The organism is Nonomuraea sp. SBT364, from assembly GCF_001083785.1.
GTDB lineage: Bacteria > Actinomycetota > Actinomycetes > Streptosporangiales > Streptosporangiaceae > Nonomuraea.
The window spans coordinates 1-17,490 of the sequence record NZ_LAVL01000168.1 but is presented as its reverse complement, the minus strand read 5'-3'; the positions used below and the strand labels follow the sequence as shown (position 1 = coordinate 17,490).

Below are 17,490 nucleotides of genomic sequence, written 5' to 3'. Positions count from 1 at the left end.
ACACCGGCCCCACTGGCACCGGCCCAGGCGGTTCCGGTGGCCCCGGACCCGGCGGGGTGGGGCTGCGAGGGAGCGGGCGCGGCGGGACTCTTCTGTACGTGGTGGACATCCTGGGCAAGCATGCCGCCGGCGCGTCGCTGGAGGTGGGCGGCGGGGAGCTGGACGGCGTCCGGGTGACCGGCGGGCCACGGCCGGAGGTGGCGGTGCCGGAGGGGCCCGCGCCGGGCCGGTTCGGCGCCGTGGTGCTCAGCCGGGGGCGCGGGGTTCCGGTGGAGACGGGGCGGCTGGTGGTGGCCCAGTACGAGGGCGTGGTGTGGGGGAGCGGGCGGATTGCCGGGTCGACATGGCGGGCCGGCCGCCCGGCGGCGTTCACGGTGGGCGACGGCAGCGTGATCGCCGGCTGGGATCGCGCCCTCCTCGGCGTCCCGGCCGGGAGCAGGGTGCTCATGGTGGTGCCGCCCGCCGACGCCTACGGCACGAGCGGTCACCCGCCCCTCGGCGTCGAGCCGGGCGACACCCTCGTGTACGTGATGGACATCCTGGCCACGTACTGAGGGCCCGGGCGCACAGCGGGGGCGGACACACCGGAAGGCGCAGGTGGGGCGGGGCTTGCGTCCGGGTGGGGATGCGGTTGCAATGGGCGGCATGATCAGATTCCTGACCGTGATCCTGACCGCGGGTGCGCTCCTGGCAGGGGTGGCGCCCGCCGCGTCGGCCTCGGCGCCGCCGTCGTTCTGCGAGAAGGCGCGGCCCTGCGTGGCCGGCGGCGACACCGGGTGGACGTGGGTGCACGCCGCCGCCTCCAGCGGGAGCGAGGGCCGCGCGGTGGCGGCGAAGCTGCTGCGCAACGCCGAGGCCGTCCACGGGGCGTACGGAGTGCCGGAGGGGGTGTCGATCTTCGTGATCAGGAAGGGGGCGTGCTGGCGGGCGTACGGGGCGTCGGAGCGGGAGCCGGGCAGGGCGTGCACGCTCAAGCGGGTCCAGCGGGAGCTCTAGACTCGCGGCTGTGAGCGATGACGACCTCGACGCGCTGGCGCTGCTGCACGACCCGGTCCGCCGCAGCCTGTACGAGGCCGTGGCCGGGCGCGGCGGAGACGTGGGCCGGGCGGAGGCCGCCGAGGCCGCCGGGGTGTCCCGGACGCTGGCCGGGCACCATCTCGACCGGCTCGTCGAGGCCGGGCTGCTGGAGAGCGGTTTCCGCGCGCCGGAGCGCAAGGGGCCGGGCAGCGGCCGGCCCGCCAAGGTCTACCGGCGGGCCGCCGGTGAGCGGTCGGTGAGCCTGCCGCCGCGCGACTACGTGGTCCTGGGCGCGGTGCTGGCCGAGGTGGTCGAGGAGCTCGGCGCCGAGGACGAGGCCGACGCGGCCGCCCGCCGCGCCGGCGAGCGCCTCGGCCGCCGCCGCGCCGCCGCCCTGCGGGCGGACCCCGGGCCGGCGCCGTCCGAGCCCCCGGACGACGTGGTGGAGACGGTGTTGCGGGAGCGGGGGTATGAGCCGTACACCGAGGGCGGCGGGCTGCGCATGCGCAACTGCCCGTTCCACGTGCTGTCGCTGGAGCAGCCGCTGCTGGTGTGCTCGATGAACCTGGCGCTGTGCCGGGGCCTGCTGGAGGGGCTGGGCGACGATCCGGGCCGGGCGCGGCTGGATCCGCGGCCGGGGGAGTGCTGCGTCGCACTTTCTAAAACAAATGGAGATTGACATAGAAGCCTCGGGGATGGTCTGCTGAGCGTCATGCATCTCGCGGAGCTCAATCTGGCGCACCTGCGCGCCCCCATCGACTCGGCCGAGCTGGCCGAGTTCGTCGCCCTGCTCGAACCGATCAACGCCCTGGCCGACGACTCGCCGGGGTTCGTGTGGCGGATGAAGGAGAGCGAGGAGGACCCGACCGCCACCATCCAGCACGTCTACGGTGACCACCTGCTGGTGAACTTCTCCGTCTGGGAGTCGCTGGAGTCGCTGTGGAACTACGTTTACCGCAGCGACCACCTGGCTGTGCTGCGCCGCCGCCGCGAGTGGTTCCTGCGCATGGCGGAGCCGACCATGGTGATGTGGTGGATCCCCGAGGGGACGATCCCGACGCTGGCCGAGGCCATGGCACGGCTGGAGCGCCTCCGGACCGAAGGGCCGAGCCCGGAGGCGTTCACCTACAAGGACTCCTACGCCAGCAGCGAGGCCGCCAGCCTGCCCGCGGCCGCCGAGGCCAGGAAGTAGGCCAGGTCCTCCTCCAGCCCCCTGCCCATCGTCGACAGCCGGACCGGCGAGGCGCGCAGCGCCTCGTGCAGGCCGTCGACGGGCACCGGGACCAGGTCGTGCCGGACCGCCAGCAACTCCGCCTGGTCCCTGACCCGCTCGCCGAACTCGCCCTCCAGCATCGGCACCGGCACCCGGGCGCGCGCCAGCGCCACCCGCCCGTACGCCGTCAGCGAATGGTGCGAGACGCCCAGATGGCGCTCGCGCCGGTCGCCCTCGCTCACCCGCAGCGCCGCCACCGGCCGCCCCTGCAGCACCGCCGCCGCGTTGACCGCCTCACCCGCGGACACCCCCGAGAACCCCCACCGGGTGCCCGTGCCGAGGTTGCCCGGCCCCTGCGCGACCACCGCCACGTCGGCCTCCAGCAGGTGCCGGGCGGCCAGCAGCCCCGTGTGGACGGTGACGGCCTCCACGTCGCCGCCGAACGCCTGCCCCACCGTGACCGTCCCGGCCAGCCAGCCGATCTCCCGCAGCCGCGCCGCCGCCATCGAGAACCACACGGGCAGCGCCCCGCCGTCCTGCATCACGTACGCGACCCGTACGCCGGGGCGGGTGTCGTAGAGGCCGCACAGGATCGGCGGGAGTGCCGAGTGCAGGTCGGCGACCACCACCGGCATGCCGTCGACGGAGTCGGCCTCGCGCAGCCGCTCGTGGAACGGCGAGTCCTGCTCGTCGGCGCCCAGCACCGTGGCCTGCAGCGGCGTGTAGCGGGCCTTCACCAGGTGCCCGGGCCCTTGGGGATCTTCCGGCAAACGGTTCGGCACGGCCACCACCATGGCGTAACCTCCCGTACCGAGACCCATCGCGAGTGCCGTCGTGTTGAGCAGCACCTCGTCGCCGGGCTCCGGGCGCCCCACCAGCAGCGGATAGGCCAGCGCCCGGGACAACGCGCCCGGCGCGTTGGAGTCCTCCCCGGACACGGCGACGTCCAGCTCCATCGCTCCCGGCCACTCGCGCCGGATCCGCACAACCTCGCCCTTGCGCCATCTGATCACGGGGGCAGGGTAGCGTCGTTGAAGGAGGAGTGAGCAGATGTCGCGCCGTAAGACAGAGCGGTTGCTGAATCTGGTGATCTGCCTGCTCGCCACCCGCCGCCCGCTGTCGGCCGAGCAGATCCGCCAGGCCGTCCCCGGTTACGACCGCGACGGCGACGAGGCGTTCCAGCGCATGTTCGAGCGGGACAAGAACGAGCTGCGCGAGATCGGCATCCCGATCGACGTGGTCCGCGACCCGTGGGAGGACGAGCCCGGCTACCGCATCGAGCGGCAGTCGTACGAGCTGCCCGAGATCACCCTGGAGCCGGACGAGGCGGCGGTGCTGGGCGCGGCCGCGCAGGTGTGGCAGCGCGCGAGCCTGGCCGAGGCGGCGTCCGGGGCGCTGCTCAAGCTGCGCGCCGGCGGCGTCGCCACCGACGAGACCGTCGCCGGGGGAGTGGCCGGCGGCGGCGCGCTGGAGGTGCGCGTCGACACCCGCGACCCGGCCTTCCCGGCGCTGTGGGAGGCCGTGCGCGACCGGCGGCCGGTCCGCTTCGACTACCGCGGCGCCGGCAGCGAGAACGTGCACACCCGCACCGTCGAGCCGTGGGGCGTGGTCAGCCGGCGCGGCCGCTGGTATCTGGCCGGGTTCGACCGGGGGCGCGACGCGCCCCGGGCCTTCCGCCTCAGCCGCATCACCGGGCAGGTCGCCGCGGCGGGCCGGCCCGGCTCCGTCGAGGTGCCCGACGGCGTCGACCTGCGTTCCATGGTCGACTTCCCGGACGAGCCCGCGCGGGAACGCACCGCCCTGGTACGCGTACGGCAGGGCGCCTGCGAGGGGCTGCGCCAGCTGGCGCGGGCCGTGCGCCCGGGCGCCGACGGCTGGGACGAGGCCGAGCTGCCCTTCACCGACCCGGAACGGCTGGCCGGATGGATGGCCAGCCTGGGCGCGGACGTCGTGGTGGCCGGGCCGCCCGACGCGCGCGAAGCCGTCATCCGCAGACTGAAGGGAGCGCTGGCATGAGCGGGTCCGCCGACCGGCTGCCCAGGCTGCTCGCGCTCGTGCCGTACCTGATGTCCCATCCCGGGGCGCAGGTCGGCGAGGTGGCCGAGGTGTTCGGCCTGAGCGAGAAGCAGCTCATCGACGACCTGCAGCTCGTGTGGATGTGCGGGCTGCCCGGGCACACGCCCGGCGACCTCATCGACGTGTCGTGGGACGGTGGCGAGATCGTCATCGACAACGCCGACACCATCGCCCGGCCGCTGCGGCTGGGCATCGACGAGGCCAGTGCGCTGCTGGTCGCGCTGCGCATGCTGGCGGCCACGCCGGAGCTGGCCGAGGTGCAGGGCGACGCGCTGCCCCGGGTGGTGGCCAAGCTGGAGCGGGCCGCGGGCGAGGGCGCCTCGGCGGTCAGCAGCCAGGTCGCCGTCGACGCCGGCGCCGCCCCCGACGCGATGCCGCTGGTGCGTCAGGCGCTGACCGCGCGGCGCCGGCTGTCGCTGCGCTACTACGTGCCCGGCCGCGACGAGGTGACGCCGCGCGAGGTCGACCCGATGCGCGTCGTCGTCGTCGACGGGCGCAGCTACCTGGAGTGCTGGTGCTACCGGGCCGAGGCGATGCGGCTGTTCAGGCTGGACCGGATGCTCGGCGTCGAGGTGCTCGACGTGCCCGCCGACCCGCCCGCCGAGGCCGAGCCGATCGACGTCGCCCAGGGCGTCTTCCGGCCGTCGCCGACCGACGAGCTGGTCGAGCTGGAGGTGACGGCGGCCGGGCGCTGGGTCGCCGAGTACTACCCGTGCGAGCAGGTCACCGAGCTGGGCGAAGGGCGGCTGCGGGTGACGCTGCGGGCCCGCGACGAGGACTGGATCCTCAGGCTGGCGCTGCGGCTGGGCGACACCGGCCGGGTCGTCGCGCCGCCGGCGATGGCCGGCCGCGTGCGCGAGGAGGCGGAGCGCGCCCTCGGCCTGTACGCTCACCTGGCATGACGTGGATCTTGCCGGCCGTCGGCCTCGGGGTCGCCGGGCTGGCGGTGATAGCGGTCGCCGGCCGCCGCGCCGCCGTCGCCGCACGCCGGCTGAACAGGGAAATTGCCCAAGTTCATCAGCAATTCAGACACAAAGAGAACATCGGGGGATGAGGCAGCGCCCCCGGCAGCGTACGATCGGGGGGAAGAACAGTACTTCGCTCACCATGAAGGACGTCACATGAACTTGGGAGCTCCGGAGATCATCCTGATCCTGGTGGCCTTGGTCCTGCTTTTCGGCGCCAAGAAGCTGCCGGACCTCGCCCGTGGCGTCGGCCGGTCCCTGCGCATCTTCAAGGCGGAGACCAGCAAGCTCAACGACGACGACGACGAGAAGCCGACCGTCGTGCAGGCCCAGGCGGAGCCCCAGCCGCAGGCGCAGCCGGCTCCCCCACAGCAGATCCCCGCGGCCGCCCCGTCGGCCGAGGAGCAGGCCCGCCAGCTGGAGGAGCAGGCCGCCCGGCTGCGTGCCACGGCGCAGGCCGACAAGCGTCCCTGATCCCATCCGCCCCTCGTCCCCTGGACTAACTCGATGGCGCTGCTGAAACGGTCGGGCCCCAAGGCGCAGCGGGATCCCGAAGGCAAGATGCCGCTGATGGAGCACCTGCGCGAGCTGCGCAACCGGGTGTTCATCGCGCTCGCGGCCGTGGCGGTCGGCCTGGTCATCGGCTGGCTCGTCTCCGAGCAGATGTGGGAGCTGCTCAAGGAGCCCTACTGCTCGGCCCCGCAGTCGCGCGACCTGACCGGCGAGTGCAGCCTGACCTACAACGGCATCTTCTCGTCGTTCTTCATCACGCTGAAGCTCTCGCTGATGGTCGCGCTCGTCCTGGCGTCGCCGGTCTGGCTCTATCAGATCTGGGCGTTCGTCACCCCGGCGCTCTACCGCACCGAGAAGCGTTACACGCTCGGGTTCATGGCGATGGCCATCCCGCTGTTCGCGATGGGCGCGGTGCTGTCCTACCTGATCATGGACACCGCGCTGGGCTTCCTGCTCAGCTTCTCGCTCGACGGCACGGTGGCCACCATCGCGATCGACGAGTACCTCGACTACGTCCTGATCATGCTGTTGATCTTCGGCGTGTCGTTCGAGCTGCCGCTGCTTCTGGTGTTCCTCAACGTCCTCGGCGTGCTGCCGCGGGCGACCGTGGCCAAGCACCGGCGGCTGGTCATCTTCCTGATGTTCGTCTTCGGCGCGCTGGTCACCCCCGGCGGCGACCCGGTCACCATGATGGCGCTGGCCGCGCCGATGATCGTGCTGTTCGCGGCGGCCGAGCTGGTCATGTACCTGCTGGAGCGCGGGAAGTCCGACCCGTACGCGCAGCTCGGCGACGACCAGGCCTCGGAGCTGCCCGACGACGACACCCCGCTCGACGTGGAAGACGGGCGGCAGGAAGAGGATTCCGGTTCGGCCCGCTAGGCGATAGGTTCCGGGCGTGGCCCCCCAACTCGCCCTGCTCGTCAACCCCGCCGCGCGCGGCGGCCGGACCCTGCGCCTGCTCGAACCCGTGGCCCGCCGGCTGCGCGCCGGCGGGGCCGAGCTGTCGGTCATCGCCGGCGAGGACGCGGCGGGCGCGCTGGAGAGGGCCTGCGCCGCCGTGGCGGAGCGGCCCGACGCGCTGGTCGCCTTCGGCGGCGACGGCCTGGTGCACCTCGCCGTGCAGGCAGTGGCGGGCACCGACGTGCCGCTCGGCATCATCCCGGCCGGCACCGGCAACGACATCGCGGCCGCGCTCGGCCTGCCGGTCAAGGACCCGATCGCCGCGGCCAGGACCGTGCTGCGGATGCGCCCCCGGCAGGTCGACGCCGCCGCCGTCCGCATCGGCCAGGGAGGCGGCGGCGAGGAGCTGTTCGCCGGGGTGCTGTGCTGCGGCTTCGACTCCCGCGTGAACGAGCGCGCCAACGCGCTCACCTGGCCGCCCGGGATGGCCCGCTACCTGGTGGCGACCGCGCGGGAGCTGCGCTCGTTCACGCCGATCCCGTTCCGCGTGACGATCGACGGCGGCGCGCCGATCGAGCGCGAGGCCATGATGGTGGCGGTGGCCAACACCTGCTCCTACGGCGCGGGGATGCGCATCTGCCCGGACGCGCGGCCCGACGACGGGCTGCTGGACGTGGTGGTGGTCGGCGCGGTGGGCAAGGGGGAGTTCCTGCGCGTCTTCCCGCGCGTCTACCGGGGCTCGCACGTCACGCATCCGGCCGTGAGCGTGCACCGGGCCAGGAGCGTCACGCTGGAGGCGGACGGCGTCGTGGCCTACGCCGACGGCGAGCGGATCGGCCCGGCCCCGGTCACCTGCGAGGTGCGGCCGGGCGCGTTGCGCGTGCTGGCGTGAACCGTACTTTGTAAAGGGCCTGTCCGCGAGGACGGACCGGAATGGCGGTTTCGGTAGGGTGGCCCGTATGACAACGCCAGCGGAACGCTACGCGGCCTTCCGTCAGAAATACGCCGGCGACGGGCCCGCGCTCACCTCGTTCCGGGGCCTGTACGACTTCGCGCTGGACGAGTTCCAGATCGACGCCTGCCGGGCGCTGGAGGCGGGCGACGGGGTCCTGGTGGCGGCCCCGACCGGCTCGGGCAAGACGGTCGTCGGCGAGTTCGCCGTCCACCTGGCCCTGGAGCAGGGGCTCAAGTGCTTCTACACCACCCCGATCAAGGCGCTGTCCAACCAGAAGTACAACGACCTGGTCAAACGGTACGGCACGGCCAAGGTGGGGCTGCTGACCGGCGACAACAGCGTCAACGGCGAGGCGCCGATCGTCGTCATGACGACCGAGGTGCTGCGCAACATGCTCTACGCGGGCTCGGCCACGCTGGCCGGGCTCGGGTTCGCGGTGATGGACGAGGTCCACTACCTGGCCGACCGGTTCCGCGGCGCGGTGTGGGAAGAGGTCATCATCCACCTGCCCGAGTCGGTGCGGCTGGTGGCGCTGTCGGCGACGGTGAGCAACGCCGAGGAGTTCGGCGAGTGGCTCGGCGAGGTGCGCGGCGACACGACCGTGATCGTCGACGAGCACCGGCCGGTGCCGCTGTGGCAGCACATGATGGTCGGCCACCGTGTCTACGACATCTTCATGACCGACGACGACACGCCGCGGATCAACCCGACGCTGATGCGGGTCACGCGTGACGCCGAGCGGCTGACGGCCGGGCGGGGCCGGCGCGGCTACGGCAGGCCGGCGCGGTCACGGCCGCCGGACCGGGCGCAGGTGATCGAGCGGCTCGACGCCGAGGCGCTGCTGCCGGCGATCACGTTCATCTTCTCCAGGGCGGGCTGTGACGCGGCCGTCCAGCAGTGCCTGAGCGCCGGGATCCGGCTGACGACCGAGCGGGAGCGGCACGAGATCCGCCAGCTCGTCGACGAGCGCACCGCGCACCTGCCGGACGAGGACCTGGCGGTGCTGGGCTACCTGGAGTGGCGCGACTGCCTGGAGCGCGGGCTGGCCGCGCATCACGCGGGCATGCTGCCGGCGTTCAAGGAGGTCGTCGAGGACCTGTTCACCCGCGGCCTGGTCAAGGCGGTGTTCGCGACCGAGACGCTGGCGCTGGGCATCAACATGCCGGCCCGCAGCGTGGTGATCGAGAAGCTCGACAAGTGGAACGGCGAGACCCACGCCGACCTGACCCCCGGCGAATACACCCAGCTCACCGGCCGGGCGGGGCGGCGCGGCATCGACGTCGAGGGCCACGCGGTGGTGCTGTGGCAGCCGGGCATGGACCCGCTGTCGGTGGCGGGCCTGGCGGGCACCCGGACGTACCCGCTGCGGTCCAGCTTCCAGCCGTCCTACAACATGGCGGTCAACCTGGTCGGCCAGTTCGGCCGGGAGCGGGCCAGGGCGCTGCTGGAGGAGTCGTTCGCCCAGTTCCAGGCCGACAGGGCGGTGGTCGGGCTGGCCAAGCAACTGCGCAAGCACGAGGAGGCGCTGGAGGGCTACCAGGAGGCGATGACCTGCCACCTGGGCGACTTCCCCGAATACGCGGAGCTGCGCAGGCGGCTGTCGGACCGTGAGGCGGAGCTGTCGCGCCAGCGCGGCGCGTCCCGCCGGGCGGCGGCGGTGCGGTCGCTGGAGGAGTTGCAGCCGGGCGACGTGATCCGGGTGCCGGGCGGGCGCCGCGCCGGGCTCGCCGTGGTGCTCGACCCGGGCCGCAACCCGCGCGGGCACGGTCCCAGCCCGCTGGTGCTGACGATCGGCAAGCAGATCAAGAAGCTCGACCCGGCCGACTTCCCGGTGCCGGTCGAGCCGCTGGAGAAGATCCGCATCCCGAAGAACTTCAACGGCCGCTCCCCGAAGGAACGCGCCAACCTGGTCTCCACGCTGCTGGCCAAGATCGGCGACCGTGACCTGGGCAAGCCGGCCAGGGCGCGCGACCACGCGGTGGAGGACGAGGAGGTCAACGAGCTGCGCCGGCGCATCCGGCAGCACCCGTGCCACGGCTGCGACGAGCGTGAAGACCACGCCCGCTGGGCCGAGCGCTACCACAAGCTGCTGCGCGAGACCGAGGGGCTGCGGCGGCGGGTGGAGGGCCGCTCGCACGTCATCTCGCGCACCTTCGACCGGATCTGCTCGGTGCTGGAGCAGCTCGGCTACCTGGAGGGCGAGCAGGTCACCGACGAGGGCCGCCGCCTGGGCCGTCTCTACACCGAGCTCGACCTGCTCACGGCCGAGTGCCTGCGCAGCGGGCTGTGGGAGGAGCTCGATCCGGCCGAGCTGGCGGCGTGCGTGTCGGCGCTGGTGTTCGAGTCGCGGCAGTCGGACGACGCCCGACGCCCCAAGGTCCCGGCCGGCCGGGCGCAGGACGCGCTGACGGCCATGCTGCGGCTGTGGGGGGAGCTGGAGGGCATCGAGTCCGACCACGGCCTGTCCACGATCCGTGAGCCGGACCTCGGGTTCGCGTGGGCGGCGTTCCGCTGGACGAAGGGGCACACGCTGGACGCGGTGCTGATGGACGGCGTGGGCGGCAGCGAGCTGGCGGCCGGTGACTTCGTGCGCTGGATCAAGCAGCTGATGGACCTGCTGGGGCAGCTCGGCAACGCGGCCCCGCCCGGCAGCCGCATCAAGCAGACCGCGACCAAGGCGATGGACGCGATGCGCCGGGGGGTGGTGGCCTACTCGTCGGTCGCCTGACCCCCTTGCCAGAGGGGCGCGTACCCGATTACGGTCAAGGCCGTTATATCCTTCGTCGGGAGGTCGTCGTGCGCGTCCTTGTCGTGGCGTTCCTTGTCCTGTTATCTCTCACAGCTCCGGCCCGGGCCGAATCCCCGCCGACGGGGTGCGGCTTTCAGAACCTGGGCCGTCTGCCGCTGACCGGCGCGACCACGGCGGGCACCGCGCTCGACGGCGACCGCGTCTACTCGGTGACCTCCAGCGCCTCCGGCCCGGCCATGCTCGGCATCAGGAACGCCGCCGACGCCTCCCTGATCGCCGAACGGCCGCTGCCGCTCGCGCTCGGCTCCTGGGCCGTCACCGTGGCGCCCGACCACTCCGTCTACGTGGGCAGCTACAACGCCACCGCCGGGGCCATGGGCCGGTTGTTCCGCTACGACCCGGCGACGGACAAGGTGAGCGAGCTGGGCATCGCCGTGCCGGGCGAGACGTTCGTGTGGACGGTCGCGGCCAGCCCCGACGGCTCGGCCGTCTACGGCGGCACCTCGCCGAACGGGCGGCTGTTCCGCTACGACACCGCGACCGGGCGCATCGACGACCTGGGCAGCCCGGTGCCCGGCGAGCAGTTCGTCCGCGACCTGGCCGTCGGCGCCGACGGCACCGTGTACGCCGGGGTGGGCGCGCAGAGCATGAAGATCGCCGTGGTCGAGCCGGACGGGACCGTGCGCGAGGTGATCGAGCCGCCGGTCGAGGGCGCGGGCTACGCCTACGACCTCGACGTCGTCGGCAGCCGCCTGCTCGTCCGCTTCTCGACCTCGACGGGGACCAACCCGATGGGCGTGTACGACCTGGCCGCCAGGGACTGGGAGCGCGTCGTGGCTGACGTCGACAGCCTGACCGTGGGCGGCGGCAGGCACGGGCGGGCGGTCTACCTGGTCCAGGACGACGAGCTCACCAAGTACGACCTCAAGAGCGGGAAGCTCACGAAACTGGGATTCGGCGACCTCGGCGGCGGGGCCGCCAGGGCGCTCGGCTGGAACGGCACCACCCTCGTCGGCACCGCCTCGACCGGCCGCATGTGGCGCTACGACCGCAAGACCGGCGAGGGCGTCCTGTACGAGTCCACGCTGACCGGCCAGCCCGTCAGCATCCGGTCGATGGGCGTCGGCCCCGACGGCCGGATCTACGCGGGCGGGTTCTTCACCGGCGGCCTGGCCTCCTACGACCCGGCGACCGGCGAGACCCGGTCCTGGCCGAACGTCGGCCAGAGCGAGGGCATCGTCACCCACCAGGGCAAGCTCTACCTCGGCGTCTACCCCGGCGCCCGCATCTACGAGTTCGACGGCGAGGAGCCGCGGCTCCTGCTCGGCCTGTCCGACCAGGAGCAGGACCGGCCGTTCGCGATGGTGTCGGCGGGCGACTGGCTGGCGTTCGGCACCGTGCCCAAGTCGGGCGTCCTCGGCGGCGCGCTCGGCCTGCTCAACCCGGCCACGGGCGAGAAGGTGATCCAGCGCGACCTGATCCCCGGTCAGAGCGTCATCGGCCTCGCCTACCGCGACGGCGTCCTGTACGGGACCACGTCGGCCTTCGGCGGCACCAACGTCCCGCAGGGCGAGGCCCACGCCTTCGCCTACGACGTCGCCACCCGGTCGCTGAAGTGGCAGACCGTGCCCGTCCCCGGCAACCTGGCGCTCGGCTCGATCACCTTCGACGGCCAGGGCAGGCTGTGGGGGCTCAGCCCCGACTCGCTGTTCGAGCTCGACCCCGCCACCGGCCGGGCGCTGCGCACGGTCAAGCACCAGAGCTACCCGTGGCCGACGGTGTCGCAGGTGTGGCTCGACACCTTCATCGAGGCCGGCGGCGACGGCATGCTGTACGGCAAGGTCCAGGGCAAGGTGTATCGGATCGACCCGGCGACGATGAAGCTCACGCAGATCGTCCGGCCGATCTCGAACCTGGTGAAGGGCTCCGACGGGCACATGTACCTGTCGCGGTTCGAGAACTTCTACACCTTCCGGCTCTGCTGAAGGGCCTCGGTCCGGGTCCTGAGCACCTCGATCGTGCGGGTGACGTAGTCGGCGATCGTGGCCAGCTCGCGGGCGTCGTAGCGTGACATGAAGGCGTTCATGTCCGCGCCCAGGTCGGCGAAGATGCCCGCGAGGTCCGGCCGGTTGCCGGGGTCGGCCTCGACGAGCACGCGGCGGCGGTCCGCCGGGTCGGCGACCCGGCGGGCGTAGCCGGCGCGTTCGAGCCGGCCGACGAGGGCCGTGACGGCGCTGGCGTTCATGCCGAGCTCGCCGGCCAGCGCTCCGGCGGTCAGGCCGCCGGAGCGCGTGATCACGCCGAGCGCCTTGTGGTCGACCGCGCTCAGGCCCAGCTTGCGCGCGACCGCCTCGTGGAAGAGCACGACCGCGGTGCTCAGCTCCCAGCCCATCCTGGCGCCGTCCATCCACGCTCCTTTATTTCAATGGAGTGAATAGTTCATTTTCATGAAGTATTATACCGGCATGGTTCTCCGAACAGGTCTCATGCTCGCCGGTGACGCCGCCTCCTGGGGGTGGCGCTTCTACCTCCGGCACTTCTGGATCGTCTTCGGGCTGTCGCTGCCGCCGACCCTCCAGCGCTTCGCCGCCATCACCTGGGGCGACGAGCTGCCCGCCGCCGTCAACATCGGCGCCGAGGTGCTCACCGGCGCCTGCCGCGTCCTGCTCCTGTACGTGATCCTCCGCCTGGCCGTACGGGCCGAGCCGTCGCTGCTGGGGCTGACCCCGGCCCTCCTGTGGCAGCGGATGGGCGAGGGCGTCGACAGGGACCGCTGGGCGTTCGCCGTCCAGTTCCTCGTCCTGGGCGCGGCCTTCACCGTGCTGGACGTGCTGCCCGGCCTCGCCGTCGAGCTGTGGGCCGGGCCGCGCTCGCGCGAGCTCGTCACCGCGCTGCTCGTCGCGGTGAAGAACCCCACGGTCATCGCGTTCACCTTCGTCTGGATGACCGGGGTCGCGGTGCGGCTCATGCTCAGCGGCTCAAGGCGTCCAGCAGCCGGTTGAGCGGGCTGTCCAGCCCGTAGCGGTCGGCCAGCCGTACCAGGGCCTCGGGGTCGCGGGGCTTGACCGGCAGGGTGAGGTCGGCGGCCGGGAGCGGCGCGTCGGGGGCGACCTTGACCACGGCCGGGGCGGCGGCCAGATAGTCGCGGGCGGCGGCCAGCTTGGTGCGGCTGCCCGCCGGGAAGCCGTCGGTGGCGCCCGCGTCGAGCGCCGTCAGCATCGCCTCCAGGGAGCCGAACCGGGTCACCAGCGAGGCCGCCGTCTTCTCGCCCACCCCGGCCACGCCCGGCAGCCCGTCGCTGGGGTCGCCGCGGAGGGTGGCGAAGTCGGCGTAGCCGCGGCCCGGGATGCCGTACTTGGCGCTCACCCACGCCTCGTCGACGAGCTGCAGGTTGCGGATGCCGCGCGCGGTGTAGAGGACGCGCACCGGGCGGGCGTCGTCGACGAGCTGGAACAGGTCACGGTCGCCCGTCACGATGTCGACCGCGCCGGACGCCCGGTGGGTGAGCGTGCCGATGACGTCGTCGGCCTCGAAGCCGGGCGACTCCAGGCGGGCGATGCCGACCGCGTCGAGCACCTCCTCGATCACCGGGATCTGCGGCACCAGCGTGTCGGGCACCTCCTCGGTGTCGCCGTGGGCGACCCGGTGCGCCTTGTACGTGGGGATCGCCGCGACCCGGAAGGCGGGCCGCCAGTCGGCGTCCATGGTCGCCGCCAGCTCGGCGGGGGAGTGCCGGCGCACCAGGGTGGCGATCATGTCGATGAGGCCCCGCACCGCGTTGACCGGCATGCCGTCGGGCGCGGTGATCGAGTCCGGGATGCCGAAGTAGGCCCGGAAGTACAGGGAAGGGGTGTCCAGAAGCATCAGCACTAGCCCAGTATGCCCACTGCCAGCAAGCACGCGTCGTCTTCCGGGTTGGGACCGCCGATGTCGGCCAGCAACCGGTCCAGACCCTCGTCCAGGTCGCAGCCCGGCAGCTTGCACGCCGCGGTCATGACCAGGTCGAGCCCTTCGTCGATGTCGCGGGTGCGCCGCTCCACCAGCCCGTCGGTGAACATCAGCAGCAGGTCGCCGGCCCGCAGCGGCGTGCGGGCCAGCTGATAGGGCCGGTCGCAGGTGGCGCCGAGCAGCACCCCCGCCGGCGGGGGCAGCGGCGAGGCCACGCCGTCGCGGACCAGGATCGGCGCCAGGTTGCCCGCCTGCGCCCAGGCGAACACCCGGGTCGCGGTGTCGAGGTGGCCGATGATCGAGGTGGCCGTGGTGCCGGCCAGCCGGTGCAGCACGAGGTCGTTCAGCCAGGCCAGCGCCCGGTTCGGCGGCGCGCCCGTCATGGTCAGGCCGATCAGCGCGTGGCGGAGCTGGGCCATGTGCGCGATCGCCGGCAGGCCGTGCCCCGACACGTCGCCGATGGCCAGCAGGGCCCGGCCGTCGGGCAGCGCCGCGGCCTCGAACCAGTCGCCGCCCAGGCTTGCGGTCTTCTCCGCCGGGACGTAGCGCACCGCGATCCGGGTGCGCGGCAGGTCGAGGCAGCCGACCGGCTCCGGCAGGATGGCCTCGCGCAGCGCCAGCATCACGTGCCGCTCCTCGGCCGCCTGCACCCGCGCCTCCAGGAGCTGGCGGCGCGACTCCGACATGATTCGCTCGGCGCGGCGGCGGCCGGTGATGTCCTGGATGACGCCGTGCACGCCGGTCGGGCCCCCGGGCGCCATCAGCGGCTCCAGCACCACGCGCAGGTTGCGCACGTCGCCGCCGTCGCGCCGGACGCGGAACTCGGCCTGCACCGGCTCCACGCCGCGCACCACCGTCCACAGCAGCTCGTCGAGCGCGGCCAGGTCGGCGGGCTCGACGTGGCGGGCCAGGTCGGCCAGCGCCAGCGGCCCCTCGCCTGGGTCGCGGCCGAAGATGGCGTAGACCTGGTCGGACCACAGGGCGGCGCCGGTGCGCAGATTCCACTCCGCCCAGCCCATGTTGCCCAGCCGCTGGGCGTGCGCCAGCCGGGCGGCGAGCAGCTCGGGGTCGACCATGGTCTCACTCTCAGCCGGCTGGGGAACGGGACAATTGACCTCACGGTACGTGTTCGACGGTCAACGTTCGGTAGCGATGCCTTGCTGTGTTGTGAGAGCTTTTCGCGGATTTTAGGAGGCGGGATCCGGAGTAGATTGTGCCTGTGACGTCCTCAGACTTGTATCCCGTGTCCCGCCTGGCCGCCGTCCAGGAGGCCACCGCCAAGGCCGGCCTCGACGCCCTGCTGCTGACCCCGGGCCCCGACCTGCGCTACGTCAGCGGCTACGACGCCAAGCCGCTGGAGCGGCTGACGTGCCTGGTGGTGCCCGCCGCCGCGGAGCCGTACATGATGGTGCCGCGCCTGGAACTGCCGGCGGCCGAGGCGTCACCGGCCTCCCGGCTGGGGCTTGAGTTCGTGGCCTGGGACGAGACCGACGACCCCTACCGGATCGCCGCCGACCGGCTCGGCCCGGCCGGCCGGGTGGGGCTGGCCGACCGGATGTGGGCGATGTCGTCGCTGCGCTTCCGCGAGGTGCTGCCGGACGCCGAGCAGGTGCTGGCCGGCACCGTGCTGCGGGAGCTGCGCATGCGCAAGTCGCCCGGCGAGGTGGCGGCGCTGCGCGAGGCCGGGGCCGCGATCGACGCCGTGCACCGGCGGGTGCCGGAGTTCCTGCGCGCCGGGCGCACCGAGCGCGAGGTGGCCCGCGACATCGCCGAGGCGATCCTGGCGAGCGGGCACGAGACGGTCGACTTCGTCATCGTCGCCTCCGGGCCCAACGGCGCCAGCCCGCACCACGACGTGTCCGACCGGGTCATCCGGGAGGGCAAGCCCGTCGTCGTCGACATCGGCGGGCAGCTGCACAACGGCTACTGCTCCGACTCCACGCGCAACTACTGCGTGGGCGAGCCGCCGGCCGGCTACGCCGCCTACTTCGAGGTGCTGCGCCGCGCCCAGGAGGCCGCCTGCGCCGCCGTACGGCCCGGCGTGTCGTGCGAGTCGATCGACGCGGCCGCCCGCGAGGTCATCGCCGAGGCCGGATACGGCGACTACTTCGTGCACCGCACCGGTCACGGCATCGGCATCGAGACGCACGAGGAGCCGTACATCGTGGCCGGCAACGGCGAGGCGATGGAGCCCGGCTTCGCCTTCTCCGTCGAGCCCGGCATCTACCTGCCCGGCAGCCACGGCGCCCGCATCGAGGACATCCTCGTGTGCACCGGGACCGGCGGCGAGCGGCTCAACGACAGCCCCCGCGACCTGGTGATCATCTAACCCGCCGCTGCCGCTGCTGTCAGGCGCGGGGCCGGCCGTTCGAGCCGGCCGACCGCGAGCGCTTCGACGCCCGCACGGCCCGGGCGCGCCTCGGCCCGCTTCGAACGACTGGGCCCCTCCTGGACGCGGACATCGGGTGTGTATCAAATCCTTCCGGGCGCCCTCTGGGAGAGCGAGGGGCTAGGGAGGGAGACGGGATGTTCGTCGGCAGGTTGGCGGAGCTGGCCATGCTGCGCGCGGAGTTGCGCGTGGCGGCGGCGGGCCCCGCGCGGATGGTGGTGATCGACGGGCCGGAGGGGATCGGCAAGACGGCCCTCATCCGCCACGTGCTCGACGAGGTCCCGCAGGTGCGGGTGCTCGCGGCCAGCGGCGAGGAGAGCGAGCGGCAGCTCCGCTACGGCGTCGTCCGCCAGCTGGTGGACGAGGTGCCCGGGCACGACGCGTGGACCGCCGGGCAGGCCGTCTGCGACCTCGTCGAGAGGCTGCAGGCCGGCGGGCCCGTCGTCGTGCTGGTCGACGACGCCCAGTGGGCTGACCGGGCCTCGCTGCGTGCGCTGAGCTACGCGCTGCGGCGCATGCGGGACGGGCGGGTGCTCGTATTCATCGCCTGCCGGGACGCCGGGGACCCCCGGCTGCCCGAAGGGCTGCGACGGCTGATGGCAGCCGACGGCACCCGCCGCCTCACGCTCACCGGGCTGCCCGCGTCGGAGCTCGCCCGGCTGCCGGGGCGGCGAGCGGGCGACGCCCGGAACCCTGCGGGGCTGGTCCTCCTGGAGGGGCGCCCGCCCGGGGACGTGCCGCGCCGGCGCCCCCCGGAGACGCCCC

General features: G+C 73.2%; 19 protein-coding genes. 15 read left to right on the top strand and 4 right to left on the bottom strand.

The genetic code is table 11. From position 1 onward, the window contains the following. The 4 genes from ADY59_RS39830 to ADY59_RS39815 all read left to right on the top strand — a co-directional run. Nucleotides 1-554: FKBP-type peptidyl-prolyl cis-trans isomerase (locus tag ADY59_RS39830; protein WP_231619116.1), on the top strand; the 554-nt coding region annotated here is incomplete at its 5' end. 91 nt (nt 555-645) lie between these two features. Continuing rightward, nucleotides 646-996, top strand: coding sequence for a hypothetical protein (locus tag ADY59_RS39825; protein WP_156326024.1), 351 nt, complete (start codon nt 646-648; stop codon nt 994-996). Nucleotides 997-1,006: 10 nt separating this feature from the next. Further along, nucleotides 1,007-1,696 carry a helix-turn-helix transcriptional regulator gene (locus ADY59_RS39820; protein ID WP_049574127.1) on the top strand — a complete coding sequence of 230 codons (690 nt, stop codon included), beginning with the start codon at nt 1,007-1,009 and terminating at the stop codon, nt 1,694-1,696. Between the two features lie 33 nt (nt 1,697-1,729). Beyond that, nucleotides 1,730-2,209, top strand: a complete 480-nt coding sequence (locus ADY59_RS39815) for a DUF3291 domain-containing protein (RefSeq protein WP_049574124.1) — start codon at nt 1,730-1,732, stop codon at nt 2,207-2,209. On the opposite strand, the gene ADY59_RS39810 is transcribed toward ADY59_RS39815, so the two are convergent. Then, a complete protein-coding gene (locus tag ADY59_RS39810) occupies nt 2,155-3,243 on the bottom strand; it encodes a DUF3866 family protein (protein ID WP_231619115.1) in 1,089 nt (362 codons plus the stop codon). The two genes, ADY59_RS39815 and ADY59_RS39810, sit on opposite strands and share 55 nt — an antisense overlap. A 37-nt stretch (nt 3,244-3,280) precedes the next feature. Between ADY59_RS39810 and ADY59_RS39805 the strand changes: the two genes are divergently transcribed. The 8 genes from ADY59_RS39805 (at nt 3,281) to ADY59_RS39775 (ending at nt 12,373) form a co-directional block, all read left to right on the top strand. Continuing rightward, entirely contained in the window at nt 3,281-4,246 is a 966-nt protein-coding gene (locus tag ADY59_RS39805; protein WP_049574122.1) for a helix-turn-helix transcriptional regulator, read from the top strand. Next, nucleotides 4,243-5,208: a helix-turn-helix transcriptional regulator gene (locus tag ADY59_RS39800; protein ID WP_049574117.1), complete on the top strand. Its 966-nt coding sequence runs from the start codon at nt 4,243-4,245 to the stop codon at nt 5,206-5,208. The genes ADY59_RS39805 and ADY59_RS39800 overlap by 4 nt, the downstream gene beginning before the upstream one ends. Then, nucleotides 5,205-5,360 carry a hypothetical protein gene (locus tag ADY59_RS50695; protein ID WP_156326022.1) on the top strand — a complete coding sequence of 52 codons (156 nt, stop codon included), beginning with the start codon at nt 5,205-5,207 and terminating at the stop codon, nt 5,358-5,360. The genes ADY59_RS39800 and ADY59_RS50695 overlap by 4 nt, the downstream gene beginning before the upstream one ends. A gap of 67 nt (nt 5,361-5,427) precedes the next feature. Further along, nucleotides 5,428-5,745 carry a Sec-independent protein translocase subunit TatA gene (gene tatA, locus ADY59_RS39795; RefSeq protein WP_049574115.1) on the top strand — a complete coding sequence of 106 codons (318 nt, stop codon included), beginning with the start codon at nt 5,428-5,430 and terminating at the stop codon, nt 5,743-5,745. A gap of 33 nt (nt 5,746-5,778) precedes the next feature. After that, the gene (gene tatC / locus ADY59_RS39790) at nt 5,779-6,663 is read left to right on the top strand and encodes a twin-arginine translocase subunit TatC (RefSeq protein WP_049574112.1); all 885 of its coding nucleotides are present in this window, start codon (nt 5,779-5,781) and stop codon (nt 6,661-6,663) included. A 16-nt stretch (nt 6,664-6,679) separates the two neighbouring features. After that, nucleotides 6,680-7,576: a diacylglycerol/lipid kinase family protein gene (locus ADY59_RS39785; RefSeq protein ID WP_049574109.1), complete on the top strand. Its 897-nt coding sequence runs from the start codon at nt 6,680-6,682 to the stop codon at nt 7,574-7,576. 67 nt (nt 7,577-7,643) lie between these two features. Further along, nucleotides 7,644-10,367, top strand: coding sequence for a DEAD/DEAH box helicase (locus tag ADY59_RS39780; protein ID WP_049574107.1), 2,724 nt, complete (start codon nt 7,644-7,646; stop codon nt 10,365-10,367). 68 nt (nt 10,368-10,435) lie between these two features. Continuing rightward, nucleotides 10,436-12,373: a hypothetical protein gene (locus ADY59_RS39775; protein ID WP_049574104.1), complete on the top strand. Its 1,938-nt coding sequence runs from the start codon at nt 10,436-10,438 to the stop codon at nt 12,371-12,373. On the opposite strand, the gene ADY59_RS39770 is transcribed toward ADY59_RS39775, so the two are convergent. Further along, nucleotides 12,352-12,795 carry a MarR family winged helix-turn-helix transcriptional regulator gene (locus ADY59_RS39770; RefSeq protein WP_049574102.1) on the bottom strand — a complete coding sequence of 148 codons (444 nt, stop codon included), beginning with the start codon at nt 12,793-12,795 and terminating at the stop codon, nt 12,352-12,354. The two genes, ADY59_RS39775 and ADY59_RS39770, sit on opposite strands and share 22 nt — an antisense overlap. A 58-nt stretch (nt 12,796-12,853) precedes the next feature. Here ADY59_RS39770 and ADY59_RS39765 point away from each other — a divergent pair, with 58 nt between their 5' ends. Continuing rightward, a complete protein-coding gene (locus ADY59_RS39765; RefSeq protein ID WP_156326020.1) occupies nt 12,854-13,390 on the top strand; it encodes a hypothetical protein in 537 nt (178 codons plus the stop codon). Here the strand turns inward: ADY59_RS39765 and ADY59_RS39760 are convergent. Together ADY59_RS39760 and ADY59_RS39755 are read right to left on the bottom strand one after the other, a co-directional pair. Further along, nucleotides 13,359-14,252 carry a 5'-3' exonuclease gene (locus ADY59_RS39760; RefSeq protein ID WP_049574135.1) on the bottom strand — a complete coding sequence of 298 codons (894 nt, stop codon included), beginning with the start codon at nt 14,250-14,252 and terminating at the stop codon, nt 13,359-13,361. The two genes, ADY59_RS39765 and ADY59_RS39760, sit on opposite strands and share 32 nt — an antisense overlap. A 5-nt stretch (nt 14,253-14,257) precedes the next feature. Further along, the gene (locus tag ADY59_RS39755; RefSeq protein WP_049574097.1) at nt 14,258-15,412 is read right to left on the bottom strand and encodes a PP2C family protein-serine/threonine phosphatase; all 1,155 of its coding nucleotides are present in this window, start codon (nt 15,410-15,412) and stop codon (nt 14,258-14,260) included. A gap of 158 nt (nt 15,413-15,570) precedes the next feature. Between ADY59_RS39755 and ADY59_RS39750 the strand changes: the two genes are divergently transcribed. Both ADY59_RS39750 and ADY59_RS39745 read left to right on the top strand, forming a co-directional pair. Further along, nucleotides 15,571-16,665 carry a M24 family metallopeptidase gene (locus ADY59_RS39750; RefSeq protein WP_082310756.1) on the top strand — a complete coding sequence of 365 codons (1,095 nt, stop codon included), beginning with the start codon at nt 15,571-15,573 and terminating at the stop codon, nt 16,663-16,665. A gap of 197 nt (nt 16,666-16,862) precedes the next feature. Beyond that, nucleotides 16,863-17,490 (top strand): ATP-binding protein (locus tag ADY59_RS39745; RefSeq protein ID WP_049574090.1); only part of this gene is annotated, 628 nt, incomplete at its 3' end.

Bases quoted from the DNA above. Each gene is read 5' to 3' on its own strand.
- ADY59_RS39825 (WP_156326024.1), top strand. From the start codon at position 646: ATGATCAGATTCCTGACCGTGATCCTGACCGCGGGTGCGCTCCTGGCA.
- ADY59_RS39815 (WP_049574124.1), top strand. From the start codon at position 1,730: ATGCATCTCGCGGAGCTCAATCTGGCGCACCTGCGCGCCCCCATCGAC.
- ADY59_RS39805 (WP_049574122.1), top strand. From the start codon at position 3,281: ATGTCGCGCCGTAAGACAGAGCGGTTGCTGAATCTGGTGATCTGCCTG.
- ADY59_RS39800 (WP_049574117.1), top strand. From the start codon at position 4,243: ATGAGCGGGTCCGCCGACCGGCTGCCCAGGCTGCTCGCGCTCGTGCCG.
- ADY59_RS50695 (WP_156326022.1), top strand. From the start codon at position 5,205: ATGACGTGGATCTTGCCGGCCGTCGGCCTCGGGGTCGCCGGGCTGGCG.
- tatA (WP_049574115.1), top strand. From the start codon at position 5,428: ATGAACTTGGGAGCTCCGGAGATCATCCTGATCCTGGTGGCCTTGGTC.
- tatC (WP_049574112.1), top strand. From the start codon at position 5,779: ATGGCGCTGCTGAAACGGTCGGGCCCCAAGGCGCAGCGGGATCCCGAA.
- ADY59_RS39780 (WP_049574107.1), top strand. From the start codon at position 7,644: ATGACAACGCCAGCGGAACGCTACGCGGCCTTCCGTCAGAAATACGCC.
- ADY59_RS39770 (WP_049574102.1), bottom strand. From the start codon at position 12,795: ATGGACGGCGCCAGGATGGGCTGGGAGCTGAGCACCGCGGTCGTGCTC.
- ADY59_RS39765 (WP_156326020.1), top strand. From the start codon at position 12,854: ATGGTTCTCCGAACAGGTCTCATGCTCGCCGGTGACGCCGCCTCCTGG.
- ADY59_RS39760 (WP_049574135.1), bottom strand. From the start codon at position 14,252: ATGCTTCTGGACACCCCTTCCCTGTACTTCCGGGCCTACTTCGGCATC.
- ADY59_RS39755 (WP_049574097.1), bottom strand. From the start codon at position 15,412: ATGGTCGACCCCGAGCTGCTCGCCGCCCGGCTGGCGCACGCCCAGCGG.